Origin of the sequence: Pseudonocardia sp. P1, assembly GCF_000178675.2 — a bacterium.
In the GTDB taxonomy this organism is placed as follows: Bacteria; Actinomycetota; Actinomycetes; order Mycobacteriales; family Pseudonocardiaceae; genus Pseudonocardia.
This window is the reverse complement of sequence record NZ_ADUJ02000001.1, coordinates 4059907-4079813: the sequence shown is the minus strand read 5'-3', so window position 1 is coordinate 4079813 and position 19907 is coordinate 4059907. Positions and strand designations below refer to the sequence as shown.

20 protein-coding genes are annotated in these 19907 nt (G+C 73.9%); 8 read left to right on the top strand and 12 right to left on the bottom strand.

All coding sequences use genetic code 11. The annotated features are described in order from the left end of the window. Positions 1–9: 9 nt before the first annotated feature. The gene (locus tag PP1_RS18795; protein ID WP_050802442.1) at positions 10–513 is read right to left on the bottom strand and encodes a VOC family protein; all 504 of its coding nucleotides are present in this window, start codon (positions 511–513) and stop codon (positions 10–12) included. Positions 514–625: 112 nt separating this feature from the next. Beyond that, positions 626–1723, bottom strand: a complete 1098-nt coding sequence (locus tag PP1_RS18790) for an LLM class flavin-dependent oxidoreductase (protein WP_010234363.1) — start codon at positions 1721–1723, stop codon at positions 626–628. A gap of 100 nt (positions 1724–1823) precedes the next feature. Between PP1_RS18790 and PP1_RS18785 the strand changes: the two genes are divergently transcribed. Both PP1_RS18785 and PP1_RS18780 read left to right on the top strand, forming a co-directional pair. Beyond that, positions 1824–2288, top strand: a complete 465-nt coding sequence (locus PP1_RS18785) for a MarR family winged helix-turn-helix transcriptional regulator (RefSeq protein WP_029239718.1) — start codon at positions 1824–1826, stop codon at positions 2286–2288. An 82-nt stretch (positions 2289–2370) separates the two neighbouring features. Next, positions 2371–3516, top strand: coding sequence for a glycerol dehydrogenase (locus PP1_RS18780; protein ID WP_010234358.1), 1146 nt, complete (start codon positions 2371–2373; stop codon positions 3514–3516). 68 nt (positions 3517–3584) lie between these two features. Here PP1_RS18780 and PP1_RS18775 read toward each other — a convergent pair whose 3' ends face one another. The 3 genes from PP1_RS18775 to PP1_RS18765 are packed head-to-tail and all read right to left on the bottom strand — an operon-like array spanning position 3585 to position 6348. Further along, on the bottom strand, positions 3585–4610 hold the full coding sequence (locus PP1_RS18775; protein ID WP_010234357.1) for an NAD(P)-dependent alcohol dehydrogenase: 1026 nt from the start codon (positions 4608–4610) through the stop codon (positions 3585–3587). Next, a complete protein-coding gene (locus tag PP1_RS18770) occupies positions 4607–5335 on the bottom strand; it encodes an iron-sulfur cluster assembly protein (protein WP_010234354.1) in 729 nt (242 codons plus the stop codon). Before PP1_RS18770 ends, PP1_RS18775 begins: the two co-directional genes overlap by 4 nt. After that, positions 5335–6348, bottom strand: a complete 1014-nt coding sequence (locus PP1_RS18765; protein WP_010234350.1) for an amidohydrolase family protein — start codon at positions 6346–6348, stop codon at positions 5335–5337. The genes PP1_RS18770 and PP1_RS18765 overlap by 1 nt, the downstream gene beginning before the upstream one ends. Before the next feature lie 202 nt (positions 6349–6550). Between PP1_RS18765 and PP1_RS18760 the strand changes: the two genes are divergently transcribed. Continuing rightward, positions 6551–7945 (top strand): helix-turn-helix domain-containing protein, encoded by a 1395-nt coding sequence (locus tag PP1_RS18760; RefSeq protein ID WP_075314796.1) that lies wholly within the window; start codon positions 6551–6553, stop codon positions 7943–7945. A 12-nt stretch (positions 7946–7957) separates the two neighbouring features. On the opposite strand, the gene PP1_RS18755 is transcribed toward PP1_RS18760, so the two are convergent. Then, a complete protein-coding gene (locus PP1_RS18755; RefSeq protein WP_010239639.1) occupies positions 7958–8098 on the bottom strand; it encodes a hypothetical protein in 141 nt (46 codons plus the stop codon). A gap of 220 nt (positions 8099–8318) precedes the next feature. Between PP1_RS18755 and PP1_RS18750 the strand changes: the two genes are divergently transcribed. Together PP1_RS18750 and PP1_RS18745 are read left to right on the top strand one after the other, a co-directional pair. Then, entirely contained in the window at positions 8319–8939 is a 621-nt protein-coding gene (locus PP1_RS18750; protein ID WP_010239637.1) for a DedA family protein, read from the top strand. An 83-nt stretch (positions 8940–9022) separates the two neighbouring features. Further along, the gene (locus PP1_RS18745) at positions 9023–10420 is read left to right on the top strand and encodes an amidase (protein WP_010239635.1); all 1398 of its coding nucleotides are present in this window, start codon (positions 9023–9025) and stop codon (positions 10418–10420) included. 2 nt (positions 10421–10422) lie between these two features. Here the strand turns inward: PP1_RS18745 and hppD are convergent, their stop codons facing one another. From hppD to PP1_RS18715, 6 genes are all read right to left on the bottom strand, one after another. Beyond that, a complete protein-coding gene (gene hppD, locus PP1_RS18740) occupies positions 10423–11619 on the bottom strand; it encodes a 4-hydroxyphenylpyruvate dioxygenase (protein ID WP_010239633.1) in 1197 nt (398 codons plus the stop codon). Continuing rightward, positions 11616–12677, bottom strand: a complete 1062-nt coding sequence (locus PP1_RS18735) for a Glu/Leu/Phe/Val dehydrogenase family protein (RefSeq protein WP_010239631.1) — start codon at positions 12675–12677, stop codon at positions 11616–11618. Before PP1_RS18735 ends, hppD begins: the two co-directional genes overlap by 4 nt. Before the next feature lie 151 nt (positions 12678–12828). Continuing rightward, positions 12829–14028, bottom strand: coding sequence for a homogentisate 1,2-dioxygenase (locus tag PP1_RS18730; RefSeq protein ID WP_075314798.1), 1200 nt, complete (start codon positions 14026–14028; stop codon positions 12829–12831). Then, complete coding sequence (locus tag PP1_RS18725; protein ID WP_075314800.1) at positions 14003–15697, bottom strand: FAD-dependent monooxygenase; 1695 nt, start codon at positions 15695–15697, stop codon at positions 14003–14005. The genes PP1_RS18730 and PP1_RS18725 overlap by 26 nt, the downstream gene beginning before the upstream one ends. A 2-nt stretch (positions 15698–15699) precedes the next feature. Beyond that, positions 15700–16662 (bottom strand): MBL fold metallo-hydrolase, encoded by a 963-nt coding sequence (locus PP1_RS18720; protein ID WP_010224400.1) that lies wholly within the window; start codon positions 16660–16662, stop codon positions 15700–15702. A 90-nt stretch (positions 16663–16752) separates the two neighbouring features. Then, positions 16753–17289: a MarR family winged helix-turn-helix transcriptional regulator gene (locus tag PP1_RS18715; protein WP_029239147.1), complete on the bottom strand. Its 537-nt coding sequence runs from the start codon at positions 17287–17289 to the stop codon at positions 16753–16755. A 25-nt stretch (positions 17290–17314) separates the two neighbouring features. On the opposite strand from PP1_RS18715, the gene PP1_RS18710 reads away from it, so the two are divergent. The 3 genes from PP1_RS18710 (at position 17315) to PP1_RS18700 (ending at position 19384) form a co-directional block, all read left to right on the top strand. Next, the gene (locus PP1_RS18710) at positions 17315–17950 is read left to right on the top strand and encodes a carboxymuconolactone decarboxylase family protein (protein ID WP_139323985.1); all 636 of its coding nucleotides are present in this window, start codon (positions 17315–17317) and stop codon (positions 17948–17950) included. 65 nt (positions 17951–18015) lie between these two features. Continuing rightward, positions 18016–18447: a CBS domain-containing protein gene (locus PP1_RS18705; RefSeq protein WP_010225274.1), complete on the top strand. Its 432-nt coding sequence runs from the start codon at positions 18016–18018 to the stop codon at positions 18445–18447. A 139-nt stretch (positions 18448–18586) separates the two neighbouring features. Next, complete coding sequence (locus PP1_RS18700; RefSeq protein WP_075315267.1) at positions 18587–19384, top strand: aldo/keto reductase; 798 nt, start codon at positions 18587–18589, stop codon at positions 19382–19384. Positions 19385–19907 lie beyond the last annotated feature (523 nt).

Below are 19907 nucleotides of genomic sequence, written 5' to 3'. Positions count from 1 at the left end.
CCCCGCCGGTCACAGCACGTGGTGGCCGTACATCTCCCCCAGCGGGTCGGCGATCAGCTCGACCCGGGCGCCGTCGGGGTCCCGGAAGTACACCGAGACGCCGGAGTGCACCTCGTGCTCGACGCCGGCCTCGCTGAGCCGGGCGACGATCGAGTCCCAGACGGAGGGCTCCACGCTGATCGCGATGTGGTGCAGCCCGCCGAGCACCTCGGCGTAGGGCCCGACGTCGAGACCCGGGAAGTCGAAGAACGCCAGCAGGTTCCCGTTGCCGATGTCGAAGAAGAAGTGCGACGAGCCCGGGTAGTCCCGGTTCTCGATCAGCTCGGTGAGCGGGAACCCGAGGACGTCCTGGTAGAAGCGCACGGTCCGCTCGACGTCGCTCGACACGAGCGCGGTGTGGTGCAGGCCGCGGGCGGTCGAGGCCGGTCGCTCGGCCTGCGGCTTCAGGTGGGACTCGCGGATCCGGTCGCGCTCGGCGTCGAGGGCGGTGGTGTCGGTGCTCATGGTCGTCATCCCTTCAGCAGTGCGGTGAAGTCGGGAACGTCGTCTAACTCGTCGGTCCGCGCGACCGCCGGGCGGGTGGCGACGGCGTCGGCCGTCCGCCCGGCCGGTCCTGCGGGGGCCGTCAGGCGGCCTCCTGCTCCGTGCCGGCGTCCCGGGCGGCGACCAGGGACGCGTGGGTCGGCGCGTCCGGCACACCGGCCGGGCGCAGGGCGTCGAACTCCTTCCGGAGCACCGGGACGACCTCCTCGCCGAGGATGTCGAGCTGCTCCAGCACGGTCTTCAGCGGCAGGCCCGCGTGGTCGACCAGGAACAGCTGGCGCTGGTAGTCGCCGACGTAGTCGCGGAACCCGAGGGTCCGCTCGATCACCTGCTGCGGGCTGCCGACGGTCAGCGGCGTCTGCCGGGTGAAGTCCTCCAGCGAGGGCCCGTGCCCGTAGACCGGGGCGTTGTCGAAGTACGGCCGGAACTCGTCCACCGCGTCCTGCGAGTTCTTCCGCATGAACACCTGGCCGCCGAGCCCGACGACCGCCTTCTCGGCCGGTCCGTGGCCGTGGTGCTCCCAGCGCTTGCGGTAGAACTCGACCATCCGCCGGGTGTGCTCGGCCGGCCAGAAGATGTGGTTGTGGAAGAAGCCGTCGCCGTAGTAGGCGGCCTGCTCCGCGATCTCGGGGCTGCGGATCGACCCGTGCCACACGAACGGCGCGACGCCGTCGAGCGGGCGCGGGGTCGAGGTGAAGCCCTGGAGCGGGGTGCGGAACCGGCCCTCCCAGTCGACGACCTCGGTGTCCCAGAGCTTCCGCAGCAGCGCGTAGTTCTCGACGGCCAGGTTCAGTCCCTGCCGGATGTCCTGCCCGAACCAGGGGTAGACCGGGCCGGTGTTGCCGCGGCCGAGCATGAGGTCGACCCGGCCGTCGGCCAGGTGCTGCAGCATCGCGTAGTCCTCGGCGATCTTCACCGGGTCGTTGGTGGTGATCAGCGTCGTGGACGTGGACAGCTGCAACCGCTCGGTCAGGGCGGCGATGTGCGCGAGCGTGGTCGTCGGCGACGACGAGAAGAACGGCGGGTTGTGGTGCTCGCCGAGCGCGAAGACGTCGAGCCCGACCTCCTCCGCGTGCCGCGCGATGGTGACGACGTCCTTGATCCGCTGCGCCTCGGTCGGCGTGCGGCCCGTCGTCGGGTCCGGCGTGACGTCGCTGACCGTGAAGACTCCGAACTGCACGACTGCTCCCTCTGCTCGTCGACGGTCCGTTGGTTGATCCGTCATCTACATCCTGCGCCAACATAGATGATGCGTCAACTATTCCGGTACCGTGGTCCCCGTGACACGGTGGCTGGACGAGCACGAGCAGACGACCTGGCGGGCCTACCTCCGGATGCAGTCCCGGCTGCAGGCCGAGCTCCACCGGCGGTTGCAGGCCGACTCCGGGCTCTCCCTCTCCGACTTCGACGTGCTCGTCGCGCTGACCGACCGCCCGGACGAGCGGTGCCGGGTCCTGGAGCTCGCGACGCTGCTGGAGTGGGAGAAGAGCAGGCTGTCGCACCACCTGTCCCGGATGCAGAAGCGCGGCCTCATCACCCGCGAGGAGTGCGACGACGACGGCCGCGGCAACGTCGTCGTGCTCACCGCCGAGGGGCGGGACGCGATCGAGCGGTCGGCCCCCGGGCACGTCGAGACCGTGCGGGAACTGGTGTTCGACGCCCTGCCCGCCGGCGACGTCGACGCGCTCGCCCGCGTCTCGGCCGCGGTGCTGGGGCGCCTCGGCGAACGGGGCGTCTCAGGCTGAGATGAACGGCGGCTGCCCACCCGGACCGCGAGGCCTACCGTGCGGTGCCGCCACGGGAGACACCCGCGGTGGAAGGAGAACCATGGACCGGACGATGCGCACGATGATCAGCCCTGGCCGGTACGTGCAGGGCAGCGGGGCCATCCACCGCCTCGGCGAGTACCTCGCTCCGCTCGGGTCGCAGCCGCTGCTGGTGGCCGACGACATGGTGTGGGGGTTCGTCGGTCACGACGTCGAGACCTCTCTCAAGGCGGCCGGGCTCCCGGTCGACCGTCGCCCGTTCAGCGGCGCGCCGAGCGCGGCCGCGGTGGACCGCCTGGTCGGCGAGATCCAGGACGCGGGCGCCGACGTCGTCGTCGCCGTCGGCGGTGGCAGCACGATCGACACGGTCAAGGCCGCCGGGTACCTGGCCGGCATCCGGTGGGCGAACGCGCCGACCGTGGCCTCGACCGACGCTCCGTGCAGCGCCCTGTCGGTGATCTACACCGAGGACGGCGAGTTCGACGAGTACCGCTTCTTCCCGCGCAACCCCGATCTCGTCCTGGTCGACTCGCAGGTGGTGGCGAACGCGCCCGCCGAGTTCCTGATCGCGGGCGTCGGGGACGCGCTGGCGACCTGGCTCGAGGCCCGCGCGACGTCGCGCTCGGGCTCGAACACGATGGCGGGCGGCCTGCCGACGGTGACCGGCACGGCGCTGGCGAAGCTCAGCTGGGACGTGCTCTGGGAGAACGCGCTGCCCGCGGTCGACGCCGTCCGCGACCACCAGGTGACGCCCGCGGTCGAGAAGGTGATCGAGGCGAACACCCTGCTGTCCGGGCTCGGGTTCGAGTCCGGCGGGCTCGCCGCCGCCCACGCGATCCACAACGGCCTGACCGCGGTGCCCGCGACGCACGGCCTCGCGCACGGCCAGAAGGTCAACCTCGGGTCGGTCGCACAGCTCGTCCTGGAGGGGGCGGACCCGGCCGACCTGCGCGAGTTCATCGAGTTCACGACCTCGGTGGGCCTGCCGACCACGCTGGCCGAGGTCGGCATCCGGTCCGACGACGCCGAGTCCGTCCGGGCCGTGGCGCGGGCCGCGTCGGCCGAGGGCGAGACGATCCACTCGATGCCGTTCGAGGTGCTCGCCGACGACGTGGCGGCCGCGCTGGCCTCGATCGACCGGTTCGCGACCCGCGTCCGGGAGGACGCGAAGCTGCCCGCCCCGGTGCCGTACGCCGCCGCACACTGATACCGGCAGCACCCCGACCCACGGTCCTCCGACGGCGCGCCGGACGACCGTGGGTCACGGCCCGGTGGTCAGGGGACGAGGATCGCCCGGCCCCGGACCCGGCCGGCGTCGAGGTCGTCGATCGCCGCCTGGAAGTCGTCGAGGGCGTACTGCGTGGTGTGCAGCGTGACCAGCCCGCGGGCGGCGAGCGCCATGAGGTCCTGCAGGTCGTTGTACGACCCGACCAGGTTGCCGATCACGTTCACCTCGGCCGAGACCAGGTCGATCGTCGGCACGTCGACGTTCTCGCCGTAGCCGACGACGTGGTAGTCACCGGCCCGCTTCGTCATCCGCAGGCCCTCGGAGGTCGAGCCTCCCTCACCCACGAAGTCGATCACGGACTCGGCGCCGTCGCCGCCGGTCAGCGACAGCACCTCCTCGACGTGCGACCCGTCGGCGACGATCCCGGTGTCGGCGCCGATCGACTGGGCCAGCTTGAGCGCGTCCGGGTTCCGGTCGAGCACGACGAGACGGGCCGGCGTCAGCGCCTTGAGCACCTGGATCCCGATGTGCCCGAGCCCACCGGCGCCGATCACCACGCAGGTGTCGCGCGGCCCCAGCCGCCGGGACGCCTTGGCCGCCGCGTGGTACGCCGTCAGCCCGGCGTCGGCGAGGGCGGCGACGTCGGCCGGCTGCAGCGACGGGTCCAGCTTCACCACCGAGCGGGCCGAGGTGCGGAGGTACTCGGCGTAGCCGCCATGAGTGTCGATGCCCGGGAAGTCCGAGGCCGTGCAGTGGACGTCGTCGCCGGACCGGCAGGCGCGGCACAGCCCGCAGGTGGCGAGCGGGTGCACGATCACGGTGTCGCCCTCGGCCACGTTCGTCACGGCCGAGCCGACCGCCGACACCCAGCCCGCGTTCTCGTGGCCGATCGTGTACGGCAGCGTGACCTGCGACTTCTCCGCCCACTGCCCTTCGAGGACGTGCAGGTCGGTCCGGCAGACCCCGGCGCCGCCGATCTTGACGATCACGTCGTGCGGCCCGGCGACCTCCGGTACCGGGACCTCCGTCATCTCCAGCGGTCGGTGGTACCCGACGACCTGGACAGCCTTCACGTCTCGTACTCCTTCGGTGCGGTGGACTCCGGGTACCGGGTGCGCAGCAGGCCCCGGCAGAAGTGCGCGTTGCCCTCGATCGAGATGCGCTGCGAGCGGGCCATCCGCAGCTTCAGCGGGACCTGCTCGGCCGGGTACGGGACGCCGTCGTGCCCGACGAGCACCGGCAGCGCCGGGTCCGTCCCGAGCCCGACGGTCGCCCGCCGCCGCAGCAGTGCCTCGGTGACGGGGCCGTCCGGCAGGTCGCCGAGGGTCACACCGAAGAGCGACTCGGGCGTCCGGTCCGGGTCGGCGCGCAACAGCCCGGTCAGCGACCGTTCCATCGCGGCGGCGTGTGCCTTCCGCTGGAAGGTGGCCCGCAGCTCGTCGAGGTCGGAGTCGGCCTCGTGCCGGAACGTGCCGCGGTACCCGGCGTCCGCGGCCAGGCCGGCGTTGATCAGGTCGGAGTCGTGGTGGTCGTCGAGCTCCACCACGACCTCGCCGGTCCAGTCCAGGTCGGTGAGCACGTCCTTCGCGTCCGAGCACATCAGGTAGGCGAAGTTCGGGGCGCAGAACGCCGTCGGGAGCCGCAGGTGCACCACGACCCGGTCGCCGTCGACCTCCAGGGACCGGACGAACTCCAGGTCGGTGATCGGCTCGTCGAGCTCCGGGTCGACGACGGCGTCCAGCGCGTGCCACGCCTCGTCACGGCGCGTACCGGGCCGGGTGAGGGCGGGGGCGCTCATCAGGCCACCGCCACGGCCTGCGGCTCGGAGATGGGGAGCTGCAGCTCGGCCGGGACCGGGATGTCGTACATCGCGGCCGCGTTCAGCCCGAGGATCTTCTTCTTCTGGTCGGTGGTCAGCGGCGCGTACTCGCTCAGCTCCTCGGGGATCTGGAAGTCGACGAACCGCTCGACCAGCCAGCGCGGGGTCCAGATCGCGTAGTCGCTGGAGAACTGGATGCGGTTCTCGTCGAGCCAGTACAGGAGCTCGCCGATGATCTGCGCGAAGTACTTCGGCCGGGTGTGCATGAAGGGGATCGCGACGGCCAGGCCGGCGTGCACGTTCGGCTCCTGGGTGGCGATCCAGCAGAAGTCCTCGAGCCGCGGCAGGCCGCAGTGCTCGATGACGAAGTTCATCTCGGTGAAGTCGGTGGCGACCTTGTCCACGTCGGCGACGTCGAACGCGTCGCGGTCCAGCGGGCGGATCGTCGGGCCCTTGTGGATGTGGATGTTGCGGACGCCCAGTTCCTGGGCCGTCTCCAGGTACTTGTACGACCAGTAGTCGTCGAGCTTCCAGCCGCGGGACTCGCCGTGCCACTCCGCGGTGTAGAGCTTCGCGCCCTTCAGGCCGAAGCGCTTCGCGTCCTCCCGGAGCTGCCGCAGGCCCTGTTCGCCGTTGCGCGGGTCCCAGTTGTGGTTGTAGGTCAGCTTGTCCGGGTGCGCCTGCGCGAGGGCGAACGCCTCCTCGGTCTGGCCGAACCCGTTGTTGTAGAACTCGCCCAGGTGGGCGGGCTGGAAGATCGCGTGGTCGACGTGGCCGTCGTCGAACAGGTCCTTCATCAGCCGGTCGCCGCCCTGGTAGAGGTAGTCCTCGTAGGACCAGACCTCGGACTCCGGGCTGAGGTTGCGGTGGTAGTCGTAGAAGCAGTCGATGAACTGCTTGCCGTGGATGTTGCGCTGGTTCTCCGGGCGCGCGTCCCACAGCGCCACGTGGGCGTCCACGATGAAGTAGGACTCACCGTTCTTCGAGTACATCGTCGTCCTCTCGGGTCGCGGCGAGGTGGTGGACACCCCGCGACTGGCGCGGGCCGGTGGGGTCCCGCGTCGCGGGCCGACGGTAGGAACGGCGCAGAGCCGGTTGGCGTGATCGCCGTCTCAACCTGAGACGAGACGGTGACGCACGGGAGTACAGCTTGTGACAGCGTGACCGACAGCAGGCCGTACGAGGAGGTACGTGATGGCGCAGGCCCTGGCCCCCGCACGCATCTCGGCGTCCTGGGCTCGCAGCGAGACCTACGGCGCGCCGACCGAGGCCGTCAGCCCGGCCTTCACCGGCGGGGTCGACGACGACTCGCTGTTCGCACGCTGCGGCAGCGAGGTGCTCGCCGGGCTCCACGAGGGGCTCCCCGGGGAACCGATCAGCCTGATGCTGACCGACGCCGACGGCATCGTGGTCTCCCGGCTGTGCGACGAGCAGGCGCTGATCCGCGCGCTCGACCAGACCTATCTGGCACCCGGTTTCGCGTTCGGCGAGCGGGAGGCCGGCACCAACGGGCTCGGTCTCGCCCTGGCCGACCGGGTCCCGTCGCTGGTGCGCGGCGACGAGCACTACTGCACCGGCCTGTGGGGCTACACGTGCGCCGCCGCACCCGTCCTCGACCCGGTGGACGGCGACCTGCTCGGCTCGATCAACCTCACCACCTGGTCGCAGCGCTCGGACCAGCTCCTCCTCGCCCTGGCCCGCACCGCCGCCGGGCAGACCTCGGCGCTGATGCTGGCCCGCGGCCGGGGCGCCAGCCCCCGGCCCGCACCGCGCGGCGAGGTGTTCCGGGTCGCCCCGCAGGCATCGGCCGGAGCCGTGGCCGGGCTGTCGCAGAACTGGCAGCACGCGGTCGCCGAGGCCGCGACCGCCCTGCGTGACGGCGCCCGGGTCGGTGTCGTCGGTGAGCCCGGCGCGGGCAAGGCGGCGCTCCTCGCCACGGCGCTGCGCTCGGTGCGGCCACGGCACCGGGTGCTGCACGCCCGCCCGCCGGCCGCCGCGGACGCCGTGTCCTGGCTGTCGCTGTGGTCCCCGGAGCTGGGGAAACCGGACACCGCGGTGATCGCGGGCCGGGTGCACGAGCTGCCGGGCCCCGTCGCGACCCGGCTGGCGGCGCTGGTCCGGTCGCTGCCGCACGCCGCGCTGAGCCTGACCGCGGGCACCGTCGACGGGGTGCCCGATCCGCTGGCCCGGCTGCTCGACGTCGTCGTGGAGGTCCCGCCGCTGCGTCACCGCGGCGAGGACGTCATGCCGCTCGCCCGCCACCTCGTCCGCGACGGCGTGACCTTCACCGACGCCGCCGCCCGTGCGCTGCGCACCTACTCCTGGCCGGGGAACGTCGAGCAGCTGCGCCGGACGGTCCGTGACGCGGCCGCACGCAGCACCGTCGTCGACGTGCGGCACCTCCCGCCGGAGCTGCTGGCCACCCGCTCCGGGTCGCTCACGAAGATCGAGTCCCTGGAGCGCGACGAGCTCGTGCGCTGCCTGACCGAGCACGGCATGAGCGTCACCCGGGCCGCCGAGACGCTCGGGATCAGCCGGGCGACGGCGTACCGCCGCGTCCAGCGGTACGGGATCGCGCTGCCCCGCTGAGCAGCGGCCCGGTCAGAGCCGGCGCACGCAGGAGCCCACCCACACCCCGCCGAGCAGGGCGACGATCCCGCCGGTGACCAGCGCGCCGACGGTCAGCAGCGCGACGCCACCGGCGAGGACGAGCGCTGCGAGGAGCAGCTGGATCCAGACCACGTCCCCAGCATGCCCGCTCGCCGCGCGGCGCGTCGGGACCGTTGCGCGGGGAACGTGACCCGATCGTGTCGGCCTGTCGGGAACCCCGGCGGCCTCCCGGACGTCACACCTGGTGACGGCGACGGCGTGCCAGGACGCGGGCCCCGTGGAGCGGGGTGGCGTCCGGGCGCCCGACCGGACAGGGCACCATGATCGGAACGCACCTGATCGGAGGTCTCGAGTGACCGGGCTGACGGACGCCGTGGCCGCACTGCTGGCCGCCGTCCCGGCTGCACCCGTCCGATCACTCCTCGTGATCGCCATCGGCGCCTTCCTCGAGGGCCCGGTCGTCACGGTCGCCGCGGCGGCACTGGCCGGGGCCGGGCAGCTGCCCTGGTGGGGCGTGTGGGTGGCCGCCCTCGCCGCCGACGTCCTCGGCGACACGGTGCTCTACGCGCTCGGCCGGCACGGCGAGCGGCCGCGCGTCGCACGCGTGCTCACCCGGCTCGGGCTGACCGACGCCCGCCGCGCGGCGCTCACCCGCGAGGTCCGCACCCACCTGCCGCGGATCGTGCTCGGCGCGAAGCTCGTCGACATCGGCGCGATCCCCGCCTACCTCGCCGCCGGCCTCGCGAACGTCGGATACCGGCGGTTCCTCACCTGGATCGTGCCGCTGGCGGCCGCGCGGACCGCGGTCCTCGTCGGGATCGGGTACGCGGCCGGGGACCGGCTGGCCGCCGACCTGGAGTCCCGGCCCTGGCTGCTGCTCGTCGGCGGGCTCGCCGTCGGGATCGCGCTGGTGCTCGGGCGGGTCGCGGTCACGCGGATGACGTCGTCGAAGCAGCGGGTCCGCGTCCGCTGACCCGCGCTCCGGTCGCCCGGACGCGGGACCCCGCGGCGGGTCCGCTCCACCGTCCCCACCCCCGGCGAGCATGATCTGAGGGCATGAGCCGACGGGTGCACGCGTTCTCCGACGACGCGCTGGGCGACGACGACGCGGTGGGCCTGGCCGACCGCGTCCGCCGCGGCGAGGTCTCCCCGGCCGAGCTCCGCGCCGCCGTCGCCGCACGGGTGGCGCGGGTGGAACCGGAGCTGCACGGCCTGGCGCTGGACCGGACCACGGAGCCGGTCACGGGCTCCGCGGGCGGGCCGCTCGCGGGCGTCCCGACGCTGGTCAAGGACAACACCGAGGTCCGCGGCTGGCCGTCGGCGAACGGGACGACCGCCTACACGGCGACGCCCTCCCGCGAGCACTCCGAGGTCACCCGGCAGCTGCTGGCGACCGGCCTGGACGCCGTCGGGGTGAGCCGGATGCCCGAGTACGGGCTGAACGCCTCCACCGAGTTCGCCGACGCCGAGCCCACCCGCAACCCGTGGGACCCGCGCTACTCGGCCGGGGCGTCGTCGGGCGGGTCGGCCGCCCTGGTCGCCGCGGGGGTGGTGCCGATCGCCCACGCCAACGACGGCGGCGGGTCCATCCGGATCCCGGCCGCGGCCTGCGGGCTGGTCGGGCTCAAGCCGTCGCGGGGGCGGATCGCCCAGAGCGCGAACGGCGCGCGGATGCCGATCGACCTGGTCACCGACGGCGTCGTCTCCCGCTCGGTGCGTGACACCGCCACCTTCCTCGCCGCGGCCGACCGGCACCGTCGCAACCCCTCGCTGCCCCCGGTCGGGCTGGTCGAGGGCCCCGCCCGGCGACGGCTGCGGATCGGCCTGGTGCTCGACTCCCCGACCGGCGCGACCGTCGACGAGGACACCCGCACCCGCCTCGCGGAGGTCGCCGAGCTCCTCGGCAAGCAGGGCCACGAGGTCTCGGGGACGACGACCGGGGTCGGGCAGCGGTTCGTCGACGACTTCCTCGACTACTGGGGGCTGCTCGCGTTCTCCGTGGTCACCGGCGGGCGCTGGCTGCACGGGCGCACGTTCGACCCGGACCGGCTCGACGCCCTCACCCACGGCCTCGCCGACCACTACCGGCACGTCATGGCCCGCACCCCGGTGTTCCTGCACCGGCTGCGCCGCGTCGAGCGGACCTACGCCGAGCTGTTCACCCGGCACGACGTGCTGCTGTCCCCGGTGCTCGCCCACACGCCGCCGGAGATCGGGTGGCTCAGCCCGCGCGTCCCGTTCGACGACCTGCGGGCCCGGCTGCTCGACTACGTCGCGTTCACCCCGCTGTGCAACGTCGCCGGCGCCCCGGCGATCTCGCTGCCCGCCGGCGCCGCCGGCAACGGGCTGCCGGTCGGGGTGCACCTGTCGACGGCGCTCGGCGACGAGCGCACCCTGCTGGAGCTGGCCTTCGCGCTGGAGGCCGACCGGCCGTGGCGCCGGATCCAGGACTGACGTCAGACGTTCCCGCGGCGCTCCTGCTCGCGCTCGATCGCCTCGAAGAGTGCCTTGAAGTTGCCCTTGCCGAAGCCGAGCGAGCCGTGCCGCTCGATGAGCTCGAAGAACACCGTGGGCCGGTCCCCGACCGGCTTGGTGAAGATCTGCAGCAGGTAGCCGTCCTCGTCGCGGTCGACCAGGATCCCGCGGGACTGGAGCTCGGAGATCGGGACGCGGACCTCCCCGATCCGGGCCCGCAGCTCCGGGTCCTCGTAGTAGGCCGCGGGGGTGGCGAGGAACTCGACGCCCCGGGCCCGCAGCACGTCGACGGTGGTGAGGATGTCGTTGGTCGCCAGCGCGAGGTGCTGGGCGCCGGGGCCGCGGTGGAAGTCGAGGTACTCGTCGATCTGCGACCTCCGCCGGCCCGGCGAGGGCTCGTTCAGCGGGAACTTGACCCGGTGGTTGCCGCTGGCGACGACCTTGCTCATCAGCGCGGAGTACTCGGTGGCGATGTCGTCGCCGACGAACTCCGCCATGTTCGTGAAGCCCATGATCCGGCGGTAGAACTCGACCCACTCGTCCATCCGGCCGAGCTCGACGTTCCCGACGACGTGGTCGAGGGCCTGGAAGAGTCGCTTCGGTGCGCCGTCCGGGCGGACCGCCGTGGAGCTGCGGGCGACGTAGCCGGGCAGGTACGGGCCGGTGTAGCGGCTGCGGTCGACCAGTGTGTGCCGGGTGTCGCCGTAGGTGGCGATCGCGGCGGTCCGGACGGTGCCGTGCTCGTCGGTCGCGTCGTGCGGCTCGGCCAGGACGGTCGCGCCCTGGGCGCGGGCGTGCGCGATGCAGCGGTCGACGTCGGGGACCTCGAGCGCGATGTCGACGATCCCGTCGCCGTGGACGCGGTGGTGGTCGGCGACGGGGCTGTCCGGGTCGACGGCGCCGCGCAGCTCGAAGCGGACGGCGCCGGAGCGCAGCACGTAGGCGTGGTGGTCACGGTTGCCGGTCTCCGGGCCCGAGTAGGCGACGAGCTCCATGCCGTAGACGGCCTGGTACAGCAGCGCGGCCTGGGTGGCGTTGCCGACGGCCCAGACGACGGCGTCCCAGCCGGTGACGGGGAACGGGTCGCGGGCCGCGTCGTGCTCGACCAGGCCGACGAGGCGGTGCAGCGACTCGGCGTCGAGCTCGGCGAGCTTCTCGGAGTCGGTGAGGATGTTCATCGCTGTACTCCCTCGATGCCGTTCGACGGGGTGCGTGCGGCGACCCGCTCGGCCGCCGCGACGGTGGTGACGCCGAGCTCGCGGGCGTCGGCGAAGACGGCGGCGAGGGTGTCGCCGATCGCCCGGGTGCGCTCGGCGACCCGCTCGGCGCCCCAGCCGAGGACCTCGCGGCCGACCAGGTGGATCGCGCCGCCCGCGTTCGCGACGAAGTCGGGCGCGTAGGTGATGCCGCGGCGGCGCAGCACCTCGGCGGCGCCGTCGTCGGCGAGCAGGTTGTTCGCCGCACCGGCGACGACCGCGCACGGCACCGTGGCCGCGGTCGCGGTGGACAGGAGCCCGCCGGTCGCGCACGGGACGAGCACGTCGCACTCGCGGGTCAGCACGTCGGCGGTGCCGATCACCTCGGCGCCGAACGCGTCCGCCGCGGCGGCGCAGCGGTCCGGGTCGACGTCGGTGACGATCAGCTTCGCGCCGGCGTCGGCGGCGAGCCGGGCCACGTCCGCGCCGACGGCGCCGAGGCCCTGGACGAGCACGCGCAGCCCGTCGAGCCCGTCCAGGCCCGCCTCGTCGACCGCGGCGGTGACGGCGGCGAACACGCCGAGCGCCGTCGTCGGGGCGCTGGACCCGGGGCCGCCCGCGGCGACGGAGCGGCCGAAGGCGTGCGGGGTCAGCGCCCGCAGGGTGTCCATGTCGGCGGAGCCGGTGCCGACGTCCGGGCCGGTCGTGTAGTTGCCGCCGAGCAGATTCAGGTTGGCCGCGTGCAGCTCCAGGATCCGGCGCCAGGCGGCGTCCCCGAGCGACGCGCGCGGGGCGGGCAGGGCGATCACCGACTTGCCGCCGCCCATCGGTAGCCCGGCGGCAGCCATCTTCAGCGTCATCGCGCCGGCGAGCCGGCGGGCGTCGGCGACGGCGGCGTCGACATCGGCGTAGACCATCGCGCGGGTGCCGCCGGAGGCCGGGCCGAGCCGCGTGGAGTGCACCCCGATCACGAACCACGCCCCCGTCTCCGGGTCGTGCCGCACCGAGGTCAGTTCGCCGTCCCACTCCGGCAGAGCCATGCCACGCCTCGTCTCACTCGTCGCTGATGTGCAACGAGGACACTCCCGGCGGCCCTACCTGCGCAACCGGCCCATCACGAGCTGGTCGATCCGGCCAGATCCACGAGGATCTGGCGGCCGGCTGCTGGCCGGATCGCCCAGGAGACCGGCGTCACGACGGCGGCCCGCGACCGGCCCAGGTCCAGGCATAACCCGGGTCCTCCGCCGCGATCCCACCCTCACCCAGCGCCAGCGGACGGAACGTGTCGACCATGACCGCCAGCTCGTCGAAGAACTCCGCCCCCAACGCCCGCTCCACCGCACCCGGCTGCGGACCGTGGCTGTGCCCACCCGGATGCAACGAGATCGACCCCAGCCCGATGCCCGAACCCTTGCGGGCCTCGTAGTCCCCGCCGCAGTAGAACATCACCTCATCGGAATCCACATTGGAGTGGTAGTACGGCACCGGCACCGCCAGCGGGTGATAGTCGACCTTGCGCGGCACGAAGTTGCACACCACGAAGTTGCCGCCCTCGAACACCTGGTGCACCGGCGGCGGCTGATGCACCCGCCCCGTCACCGGCTCGAAGTCGGCGATGTTGAACGTGTACGGGTACAGACACCCGTCCCACCCGACCACGTCGAACGGGTGCTCGGGCACCACGTAGCGGGTCCCGGTGATCCCGGACCCGCCCCCGCGGTGCTTGACCAGCACCTCCACATCGGTGCCCTCGACCAGCAACGGCTCCACCGGGCCGTGCAGGTCCCGCTCGCAGTACGGGGCGTGCTCGAGCAGCTGCCCGAACCGCGACAGGTACCGCTTCGGCGGCGCGATGTGCGAACTCGCCTCGATCGCGTACAGCCGCACCGGCTCGGATCCCTCCGGGACCCACCGGTGCGTCGTCGCCCGCGGCAGTACCACGTAGTCCCCCGCGCCGGCCCGCAGCGTGCCGAACACCGTCTCCACCCTCGCCGCACCCGACTCGACGTAGACGCACTCGTCGCCCACCGCATTGCGGTACAGCGGCGAGGCCTCGTCCGCCACGACGTAGGAGAGCCGCACGTCGGCGTTGCCCAGCACCAGCCGCCGCCCCGTCACCGCGTCCACCGCCTTCCAGTCCTGCGCGCCCAGGGAGTGCAACCGCAGGTGCCGCGGGACCAGGGGCCGGTTCTCGCTCAACGACTGATCGGGCAGCTCCCACGGCGACGCGTCCACGATCGCCGAGGGCACCCCGCGGTGGTAGAGCAACGACGAGTCCGACGAGAACCCCTCCTCCCCCATCAACTCCTCCGCATAGAGGCCCCCGTCGGGCCGCCGGTGCTGGGTGTGCCGCTTCGGCGGGACGTCACCGACGCTGCGGTAGTACGCCATCGGAGTGCTCCTCTCCTGAGGGGACGGCCCGCGCGGTGGCGCGGGCGAGTGCGGCCGCGAGGTCGTCGCGGGTCGGCCGGTGGAGGACGGCGGCGACGTGCGCGTCCGGGCGGACGACCCACACCTCGCCGGGCCGGGCACCGAGCACACCGGTGAGGTCGGCGTGCTCCCCCGCGGCTCCCGGCCGGGATGCACGTTCCGGCCCTGCGGCGGGCCGCAGCGTGCTGCCCGACCGTGGTGACGCCGGTGTCATCGGCAGGGTCGTGGCCGGGCCGGGTGCGGCGGCGGCTGCCGCCGTGGCGGCTCCGGTGTCGGCGCCGGGCGCGGTGAGCAGCAGGAACCCGTCCCGGGCCAGCGCGCGCAGCCGCGTCGTCGTGCCGTCGGGCAGGGTCACCGGGGCGTCGGGGACCAGGATCCCCGGGCCGGCGGGCGGCACCTGCCCGCGCGGCGGGCGTCCGGCGAACGGGCGGGAGCGGTCCGCGGTGGTCAGCGGCGAGCCGACGTACCAGAACGGCTCGGACAGCCGTCCGGAGTCGACGAGCGCGCGGGCCTCCGGATCGGTCGCGGCCCGGGCCAGCACGTCGGCGCGGTGCCGGGCCCGGCCGGGATCGGGTGGGACGAGGAAGTCCATCGTCGCCGTCGTCACCGCGACGTTCTCGACGGCGGCGGCGTGCCGCTCGTCGTGGTAGCTCTCCAGCAGCTCCGCGGGCGCCCGGCCGAACCCCGCCCAGGCGATCTTCCAGGCGGCGTTCTCGGCGTCGGCGACCCCGGAGTTCAGCCCGCGCGCCCCGAACGGCGACACCAGGTGCGCGGCGTCCCCGGCCAGCAGCACCCGGCCGCACCGCATCCGGTCCGCGACGCGCGAGTGGAAGCGGTACACCGACGACCACACCAGCTCGTACGGGACGTCGCCCACGACCTGCCGGATGCGGGCGTCGAGCGCGCCGGACGCGGTCTCGGCGGCGAGGTCGTACCCGGCCGGGACCTGCCAGTCGATGCGGAACGTCGAGTCGGGGCACGGGTGCACGAGCACCTGGCGGCCGGGGTTCCACTCCGGGTCGAAGTGGAAGTGCCGCTCGTCGGCCCGGTGCGGCAGGTCGGCGCGCACGTCGCAGATCAGGAAGCGGTCGTCGAAGCTGTGGCCGTCGAAGGACACCCCGAGCTGCCGGCGCAGGTCGTCGCTGCGGGCCCCCGCGCACACCACGGCGTACGAGCCGCGGACCTCCACACCGCCCGCGTGGACCGCGACCCCGTCCGCGGCCTGCGTGACCGCGGTGACGGGCGCGTCCCACCGCACGTCGATCAGGGGTTCCGCGGCGATGCAGCGGTCGAGCTCCTGCTCGGTGCGGCACTGCGACACGTTGACGAACGGCGGGAAGGGCGACCGTCCGGGGGAGCTGAAGGTCTGGGCGAACAGCTCGCGCCCGCGGTGGTAGGTCCGTGCGGTGGTCCAGGTGACGCCGGCGTCGGCGATCCGGCGGCCCGCCCCGACCGACTCCCACACGTCGAGGACGTCGCGGTGCTGGCAGATCGCCCGGGAGCCGACGGCGTCGCGCCCGGGCCGCCGGTCCAGCACGACCGACGGGACACCCCAGCGGGCGAGCAGCAGCGCCGTCGTCTGGCCGACCGGACCCGCACCGACCACGACGACGGGCTCGTGCCGCCACACGGTCAGGACTCCTGCAGCTGCGCCCAGACCTCCCGGTCGCGTTCGGCCGTCCAGATCACCGGACGCTCGATCCCGGCGAGCTCGTCCCAGAGCCGGGAGACGTCGAAGGGCAGGCAGTGCTCGAAGATCGGCCAGTGCCCGTAGTCGTCGACGAGGGCGGCGTGGGTGGCCTCGAACGCCTGCCGGAGCGTGCCCCCGCGCCGCTGCACCGCGCCGACCTCGTCGATCATGACCTGCAGGAAGTGCCGGGTCTGGGCGATCGCGGCGTCGACCTCGGACCGGCCGCGGCTCACCGCGCCGCGCCCGCCGACGAGCTGCTCGGCGCCGAGCGCCGCCACCGCGTCCAGCGTGCCCGCCGCCCACTCCCGGTGGAACGCGTCGCCGGTGTAGAGCGCGGCCTGGGCCTCGACGAGGTCACCGGCGAACAGGATCCGCTGCCGGGGCAGCCAGGCGGTGATGTCGCCCTCGGTGTGCCCGCGCCCGTGGTGGGCGAGCACGAGCTCGCCGCGGTCGCCGCCCAGGTCGATGGTGAGGCGGTCGGCGAAGGTGAGCGTCGGCCAGGTCAGTCCGGGGACCGAGTCGGCGGACTCGGCCAGCCGCGGCATCCGGGCGAACTCCGACTCCCAGTCCTCCAGACCCCGCTCCGCGACGAGTGCCGCGGTCGTCTCGTGGGCGACGATCGTCTCCGCGTCGAACGCGCTCGCCCCCAGCACGCGGACCGCGTGGTAGTGCGAGAGCACCAGGTAGCGGACCGGTTTGCGGGTGTGCTCCCGCAGCCTCGCCAGCCACTTCCGGGCGGCCACCGGGGTCGCGAGGGCCTCGAAGCAGACCAGGAAGTCCTCGCCCTCGATCGCGCCGATGTTCGGGTCGCCCTCGGCCGTCAGGGCGTAGACACCGTCGGCGAGCACCTCGAGGGTCTGCTCCTTGGCCGCGGTGTCGGCGGACGAGGCGAACGGCTTGGCCATGGCGGGGACCCTCCGGGACGACACTGAACGGAGATCATCAAACCTTTGAGCATCGGCCACGGTACGGCGCCGGACCCGTGAACACCAGGGTCAGCGGCGCCGGACCCAGTCCTGCTCCTGCGCCGCGGCCGCCAGCTTGGCCAGCAGCCCGTTCAGCGTCGCGAGCTCCTCGGGGGTGAGCAGCCCGGCCCAGTCCGCCTCGCGCCGGTTGTGCGCGCCGAACGTCTCCTCCAGCCGCGCGGTGCCCTCCGCGGTCAGGCCGAGCACCACCGTCCGGCGGTCCCGCGGGTCCCCGGTGCGCTCCACCAGACCGCCCGCCTCCAGCGTCTTGGCCAGCGCGGACACCGCCGCCCGGCTCATCCCGGCCAGCTCCGCGCAGCGCCCCGCCTCCTGCGCCCCGGCCACCCACAGTGCGAACAGCAGGCGGAACGCCGACCAGCTCCAGCCCGCCGGGCGGTGCACGGTCGACTCCAGGTCGTAGACGATCGCGGAGGCGACCCGGTGCAGCATCAGCACCATCGCCATCGCGGACCGGTCGATGCCCGGCATCCGCTCCCCGGCCCGGTCCAGCGCGACCTCGGTGAAGGGCAGGAACCCCTCGGGTACGGGATCGGGACTCGGGGACACGCCCGCGATCGTAGGGTCCGTCGGTGTGAGCACCGATCCCGTGACCCCGGACCCCCGCACGGCGGGACCCGCCGGCGACCTGCGCGGCCGCCCCCGGCCGTCCGGGCCGCCGCGGACCGCGCCGCTGCACCCCGCGGACCTCGACGACGAGCGGGCCGCCCTGCACGCCCGCATCGCGACCGGCCCGCGCCGGTCCCAGGCCCGGGTCCCGCTGGTCGACGACCGGGAGCGGCTGCTCGGTCCGTTCGGGCCGATGCTGTTCTCGCCGCGGATCGGTGACGCCGTCCAGCAGGTCGGCGCGGCCCTCCGCTTCGACGACGACCTCCCGCCGCGGCTGCGGGAGATCGCCGTCCTCGCCGTCGCCGTGCACCACGGCAGCGCCTTCGAGTGGGCGTCGCACGAGGGCCTGGGCCGGGAGACCGGGCTGTCGGGCGGCCAGCTGCAGGCGTTGCTCGACGGCGTCGTCCCGGACGGGCTCGACGACGCCGAGCGGACCGGCCTCGACGTCGTCCGCACGGTGCTCGACACCCGCGACCTCGACGACGACCGGTACACGACGGCCCTGCAGGTACTGGGCCGCGACACCCTGGCCGCGCTGGTGTGGCTGACCGGCTACTACGCGATGCTGGCGAATGCGCTCGCGGTGTTCCGCCCGGAGTGACCGACGCGGGGGTGCGGTGCGGGCCCGTCCCGGGTACACCTGAGGCCACGGACGGAAGGAGCGCGATGGACACCCTGGTCGACGCCTCCGTCGGTGCTGCCATGCACACCTTCCCCAAGACGTGCGGCCCGGCGACCACCGTCGCGGACGCGCACACCTTCTTCGGCAACCCCAAGGTGCACGCCCTGCTGGTCGTCGACGACGGCGTGCTGCTCTCCGTGGTCGAGCGGGCCGATCTCGACGACGCCGACCCCGGCGCACCCGCCGCGCCGTCCGGGACGCTGGCCGGGCGCGTCGTCGCGCCGTCGGCGGACCTGCGGACGGCCTGGGACACGATGACCGCCACCGGGCGGCGCCGGCTCGCCGTCGTCGAGGCCGGACGGCTGGTCGGCCTGCTGTGCCTGAAGCGCACCCGGCGCGGGTTCTGCTCCGACGAGGGCATCCGGGCCCGGATCGACGAGCGCGCCGCCGTTGGAGGAGACCCGGACCACCGGTGAGTCGGCCCACGACCGGGAACGCGGGGTCCGGCCGGGCCCGTTGACCCGGGACGAGTCCGCGACACCGCCGTCGCCGCGCGACGACGAGAGGACCCCGGTGCACCCGGACGCCACCATCACCCTGAACAACGGCACCACGATGCCGCGCCTCGGCTTCGGCGTGTCCGAGTCCCGGGACGCCCGCGCCGCGGTGACCGAGGCGCTCGCGCGCGGCTACCGCAGCATCGACACCGCCGCGGTCTACGGCAACGAGACGGCGGTGGGGGCCGCGCTCGCCGGATCCGGCCTGTCCCGGTCCGAGCTGTTCGTGACCGGCAAGGTGTGGAACGTCGGCCGCGACCGGGCGGACGCGATCCGCTCCGCGCACGAGAGCCTCGACCGGCTCGGCCTGGACCACGTCGACCTGCTGCTCGTGCACTGGCCGAACGACGAGCTGGGGCCGTGCCTGCGCACCTGGGAGGCGATGGAGGAACTGCTCGCCGACGGCGCGGCCCGCGCGATCGGGGTCTCGAACTTCCGGCCGTCGCACCTGCGCCGGCTGCGCGGCCTCGGCGGGACGACGCCCGCGGTCAACCAGGTCGAGCTGCACCCGCACCACCAGCAGCGGGACCTGCACGCGGTGCACGCGGCGCTCGGCATCGTCACCGGGGCGTGGAGCCCGCTCGGCCGCGGCGCGGTCCTCGGCGGGCCCGTTCTGCGGGCGATCGCCGACCGGCACGGTGTCACCCCGGCCCGGGTGGTGCTGCGCTGGCACCTGCAGCGGGGGACCGTCGCGGTGCCGAAGTCCGACACCCCGGAGCGGATCACGGAGAACCGGGACCTGGCAGGCTTCGCCCTGACCGGCGACGAGATGGACGCGGTCGCCGCCCTGGACGTCCCCGGCGGCGCAGGCCGGATCGGCCCGCGCCCCGGCCGCGTCGACCGCCTGGCCGCCTGACCCGCTCGCCCCCGCACCCCGCACCCCGCACCCCGCACCCCGCACCCCGCACCCCGCACCCCGCACCCCGCACCCCGCACCCCGCACCCCGCACCCCGCACCCCGCACCGAGGACGCTCGCCTGTTCCGGCAACGCTCACCCGATCGCGCGAGCGACGACACAACAGGTGAGCGCCACCGGAAACGGCGAGCGCCGACAGGATCCGTGGGCGCCGGCGGATCCCGTCAAGGCCACCGGATCTGGTGTGCATCGGCAGGACTCGTGAGCGCCGGCAGATCCGGCGAGCGCCAGCAGATCCGGCGAGCGCCACCGGGTCCGGGCAGCACCACCGGAAGCGGTGAGCACCGGGCAGGCCCGCGGACTCCGAGGAATCCCCGCGCTCACCTGTTCCGGCATCGCTCACCCAATCGCGCGAGCGACGACAGAACAGGCGAGCGCCACCGGAAACAGTGAGCGCCGGCAGGACTCGTGAGCGCCGACAGGACTCGTGAGCACCGCGCCCCGGATCCCGTGAGCACCAGC

What these genes read in the sequence shown, in the direction of transcription:
- PP1_RS18720 (WP_010224400.1), bottom strand. Translation starts at nt 16,662, where the DNA reads ATGGCCAAGCCGTTCGCCTCGTCCGCCGACACCGCGGCCAAGGAGCAG.
- PP1_RS18780 (WP_010234358.1), top strand. Translation starts at nt 2,371, where the DNA reads ATGGACCGGACGATGCGCACGATGATCAGCCCTGGCCGGTACGTGCAG.
- PP1_RS18765 (WP_010234350.1), bottom strand. Translation starts at nt 6,348, where the DNA reads ATGTACTCGAAGAACGGTGAGTCCTACTTCATCGTGGACGCCCACGTG.
- PP1_RS18735 (WP_010239631.1), bottom strand. Translation starts at nt 12,677, where the DNA reads ATGGCTCTGCCGGAGTGGGACGGCGAACTGACCTCGGTGCGGCACGAC.
- PP1_RS18730 (WP_075314798.1), bottom strand. Translation starts at nt 14,028, where the DNA reads ATGGCGTACTACCGCAGCGTCGGTGACGTCCCGCCGAAGCGGCACACC.
- PP1_RS18700 (WP_075315267.1), top strand. Translation starts at nt 18,587, where the DNA reads ATGCCGCGCCTCGGCTTCGGCGTGTCCGAGTCCCGGGACGCCCGCGCC.
- PP1_RS18770 (WP_010234354.1), bottom strand. Translation starts at nt 5,335, where the DNA reads ATGAGCGCCCCCGCCCTCACCCGGCCCGGTACGCGCCGTGACGAGGCG.
- PP1_RS18745 (WP_010239635.1), top strand. Translation starts at nt 9,023, where the DNA reads ATGAGCCGACGGGTGCACGCGTTCTCCGACGACGCGCTGGGCGACGAC.
- hppD (WP_010239633.1), bottom strand. Translation starts at nt 11,619, where the DNA reads ATGAACATCCTCACCGACTCCGAGAAGCTCGCCGAGCTCGACGCCGAG.
- PP1_RS18795 (WP_050802442.1), bottom strand. Translation starts at nt 513, where the DNA reads ATGACGACCATGAGCACCGACACCACCGCCCTCGACGCCGAGCGCGAC.
- PP1_RS18760 (WP_075314796.1), top strand. Translation starts at nt 6,551, where the DNA reads ATGGCGCAGGCCCTGGCCCCCGCACGCATCTCGGCGTCCTGGGCTCGC.
- PP1_RS18705 (WP_010225274.1), top strand. Translation starts at nt 18,016, where the DNA reads ATGGACACCCTGGTCGACGCCTCCGTCGGTGCTGCCATGCACACCTTC.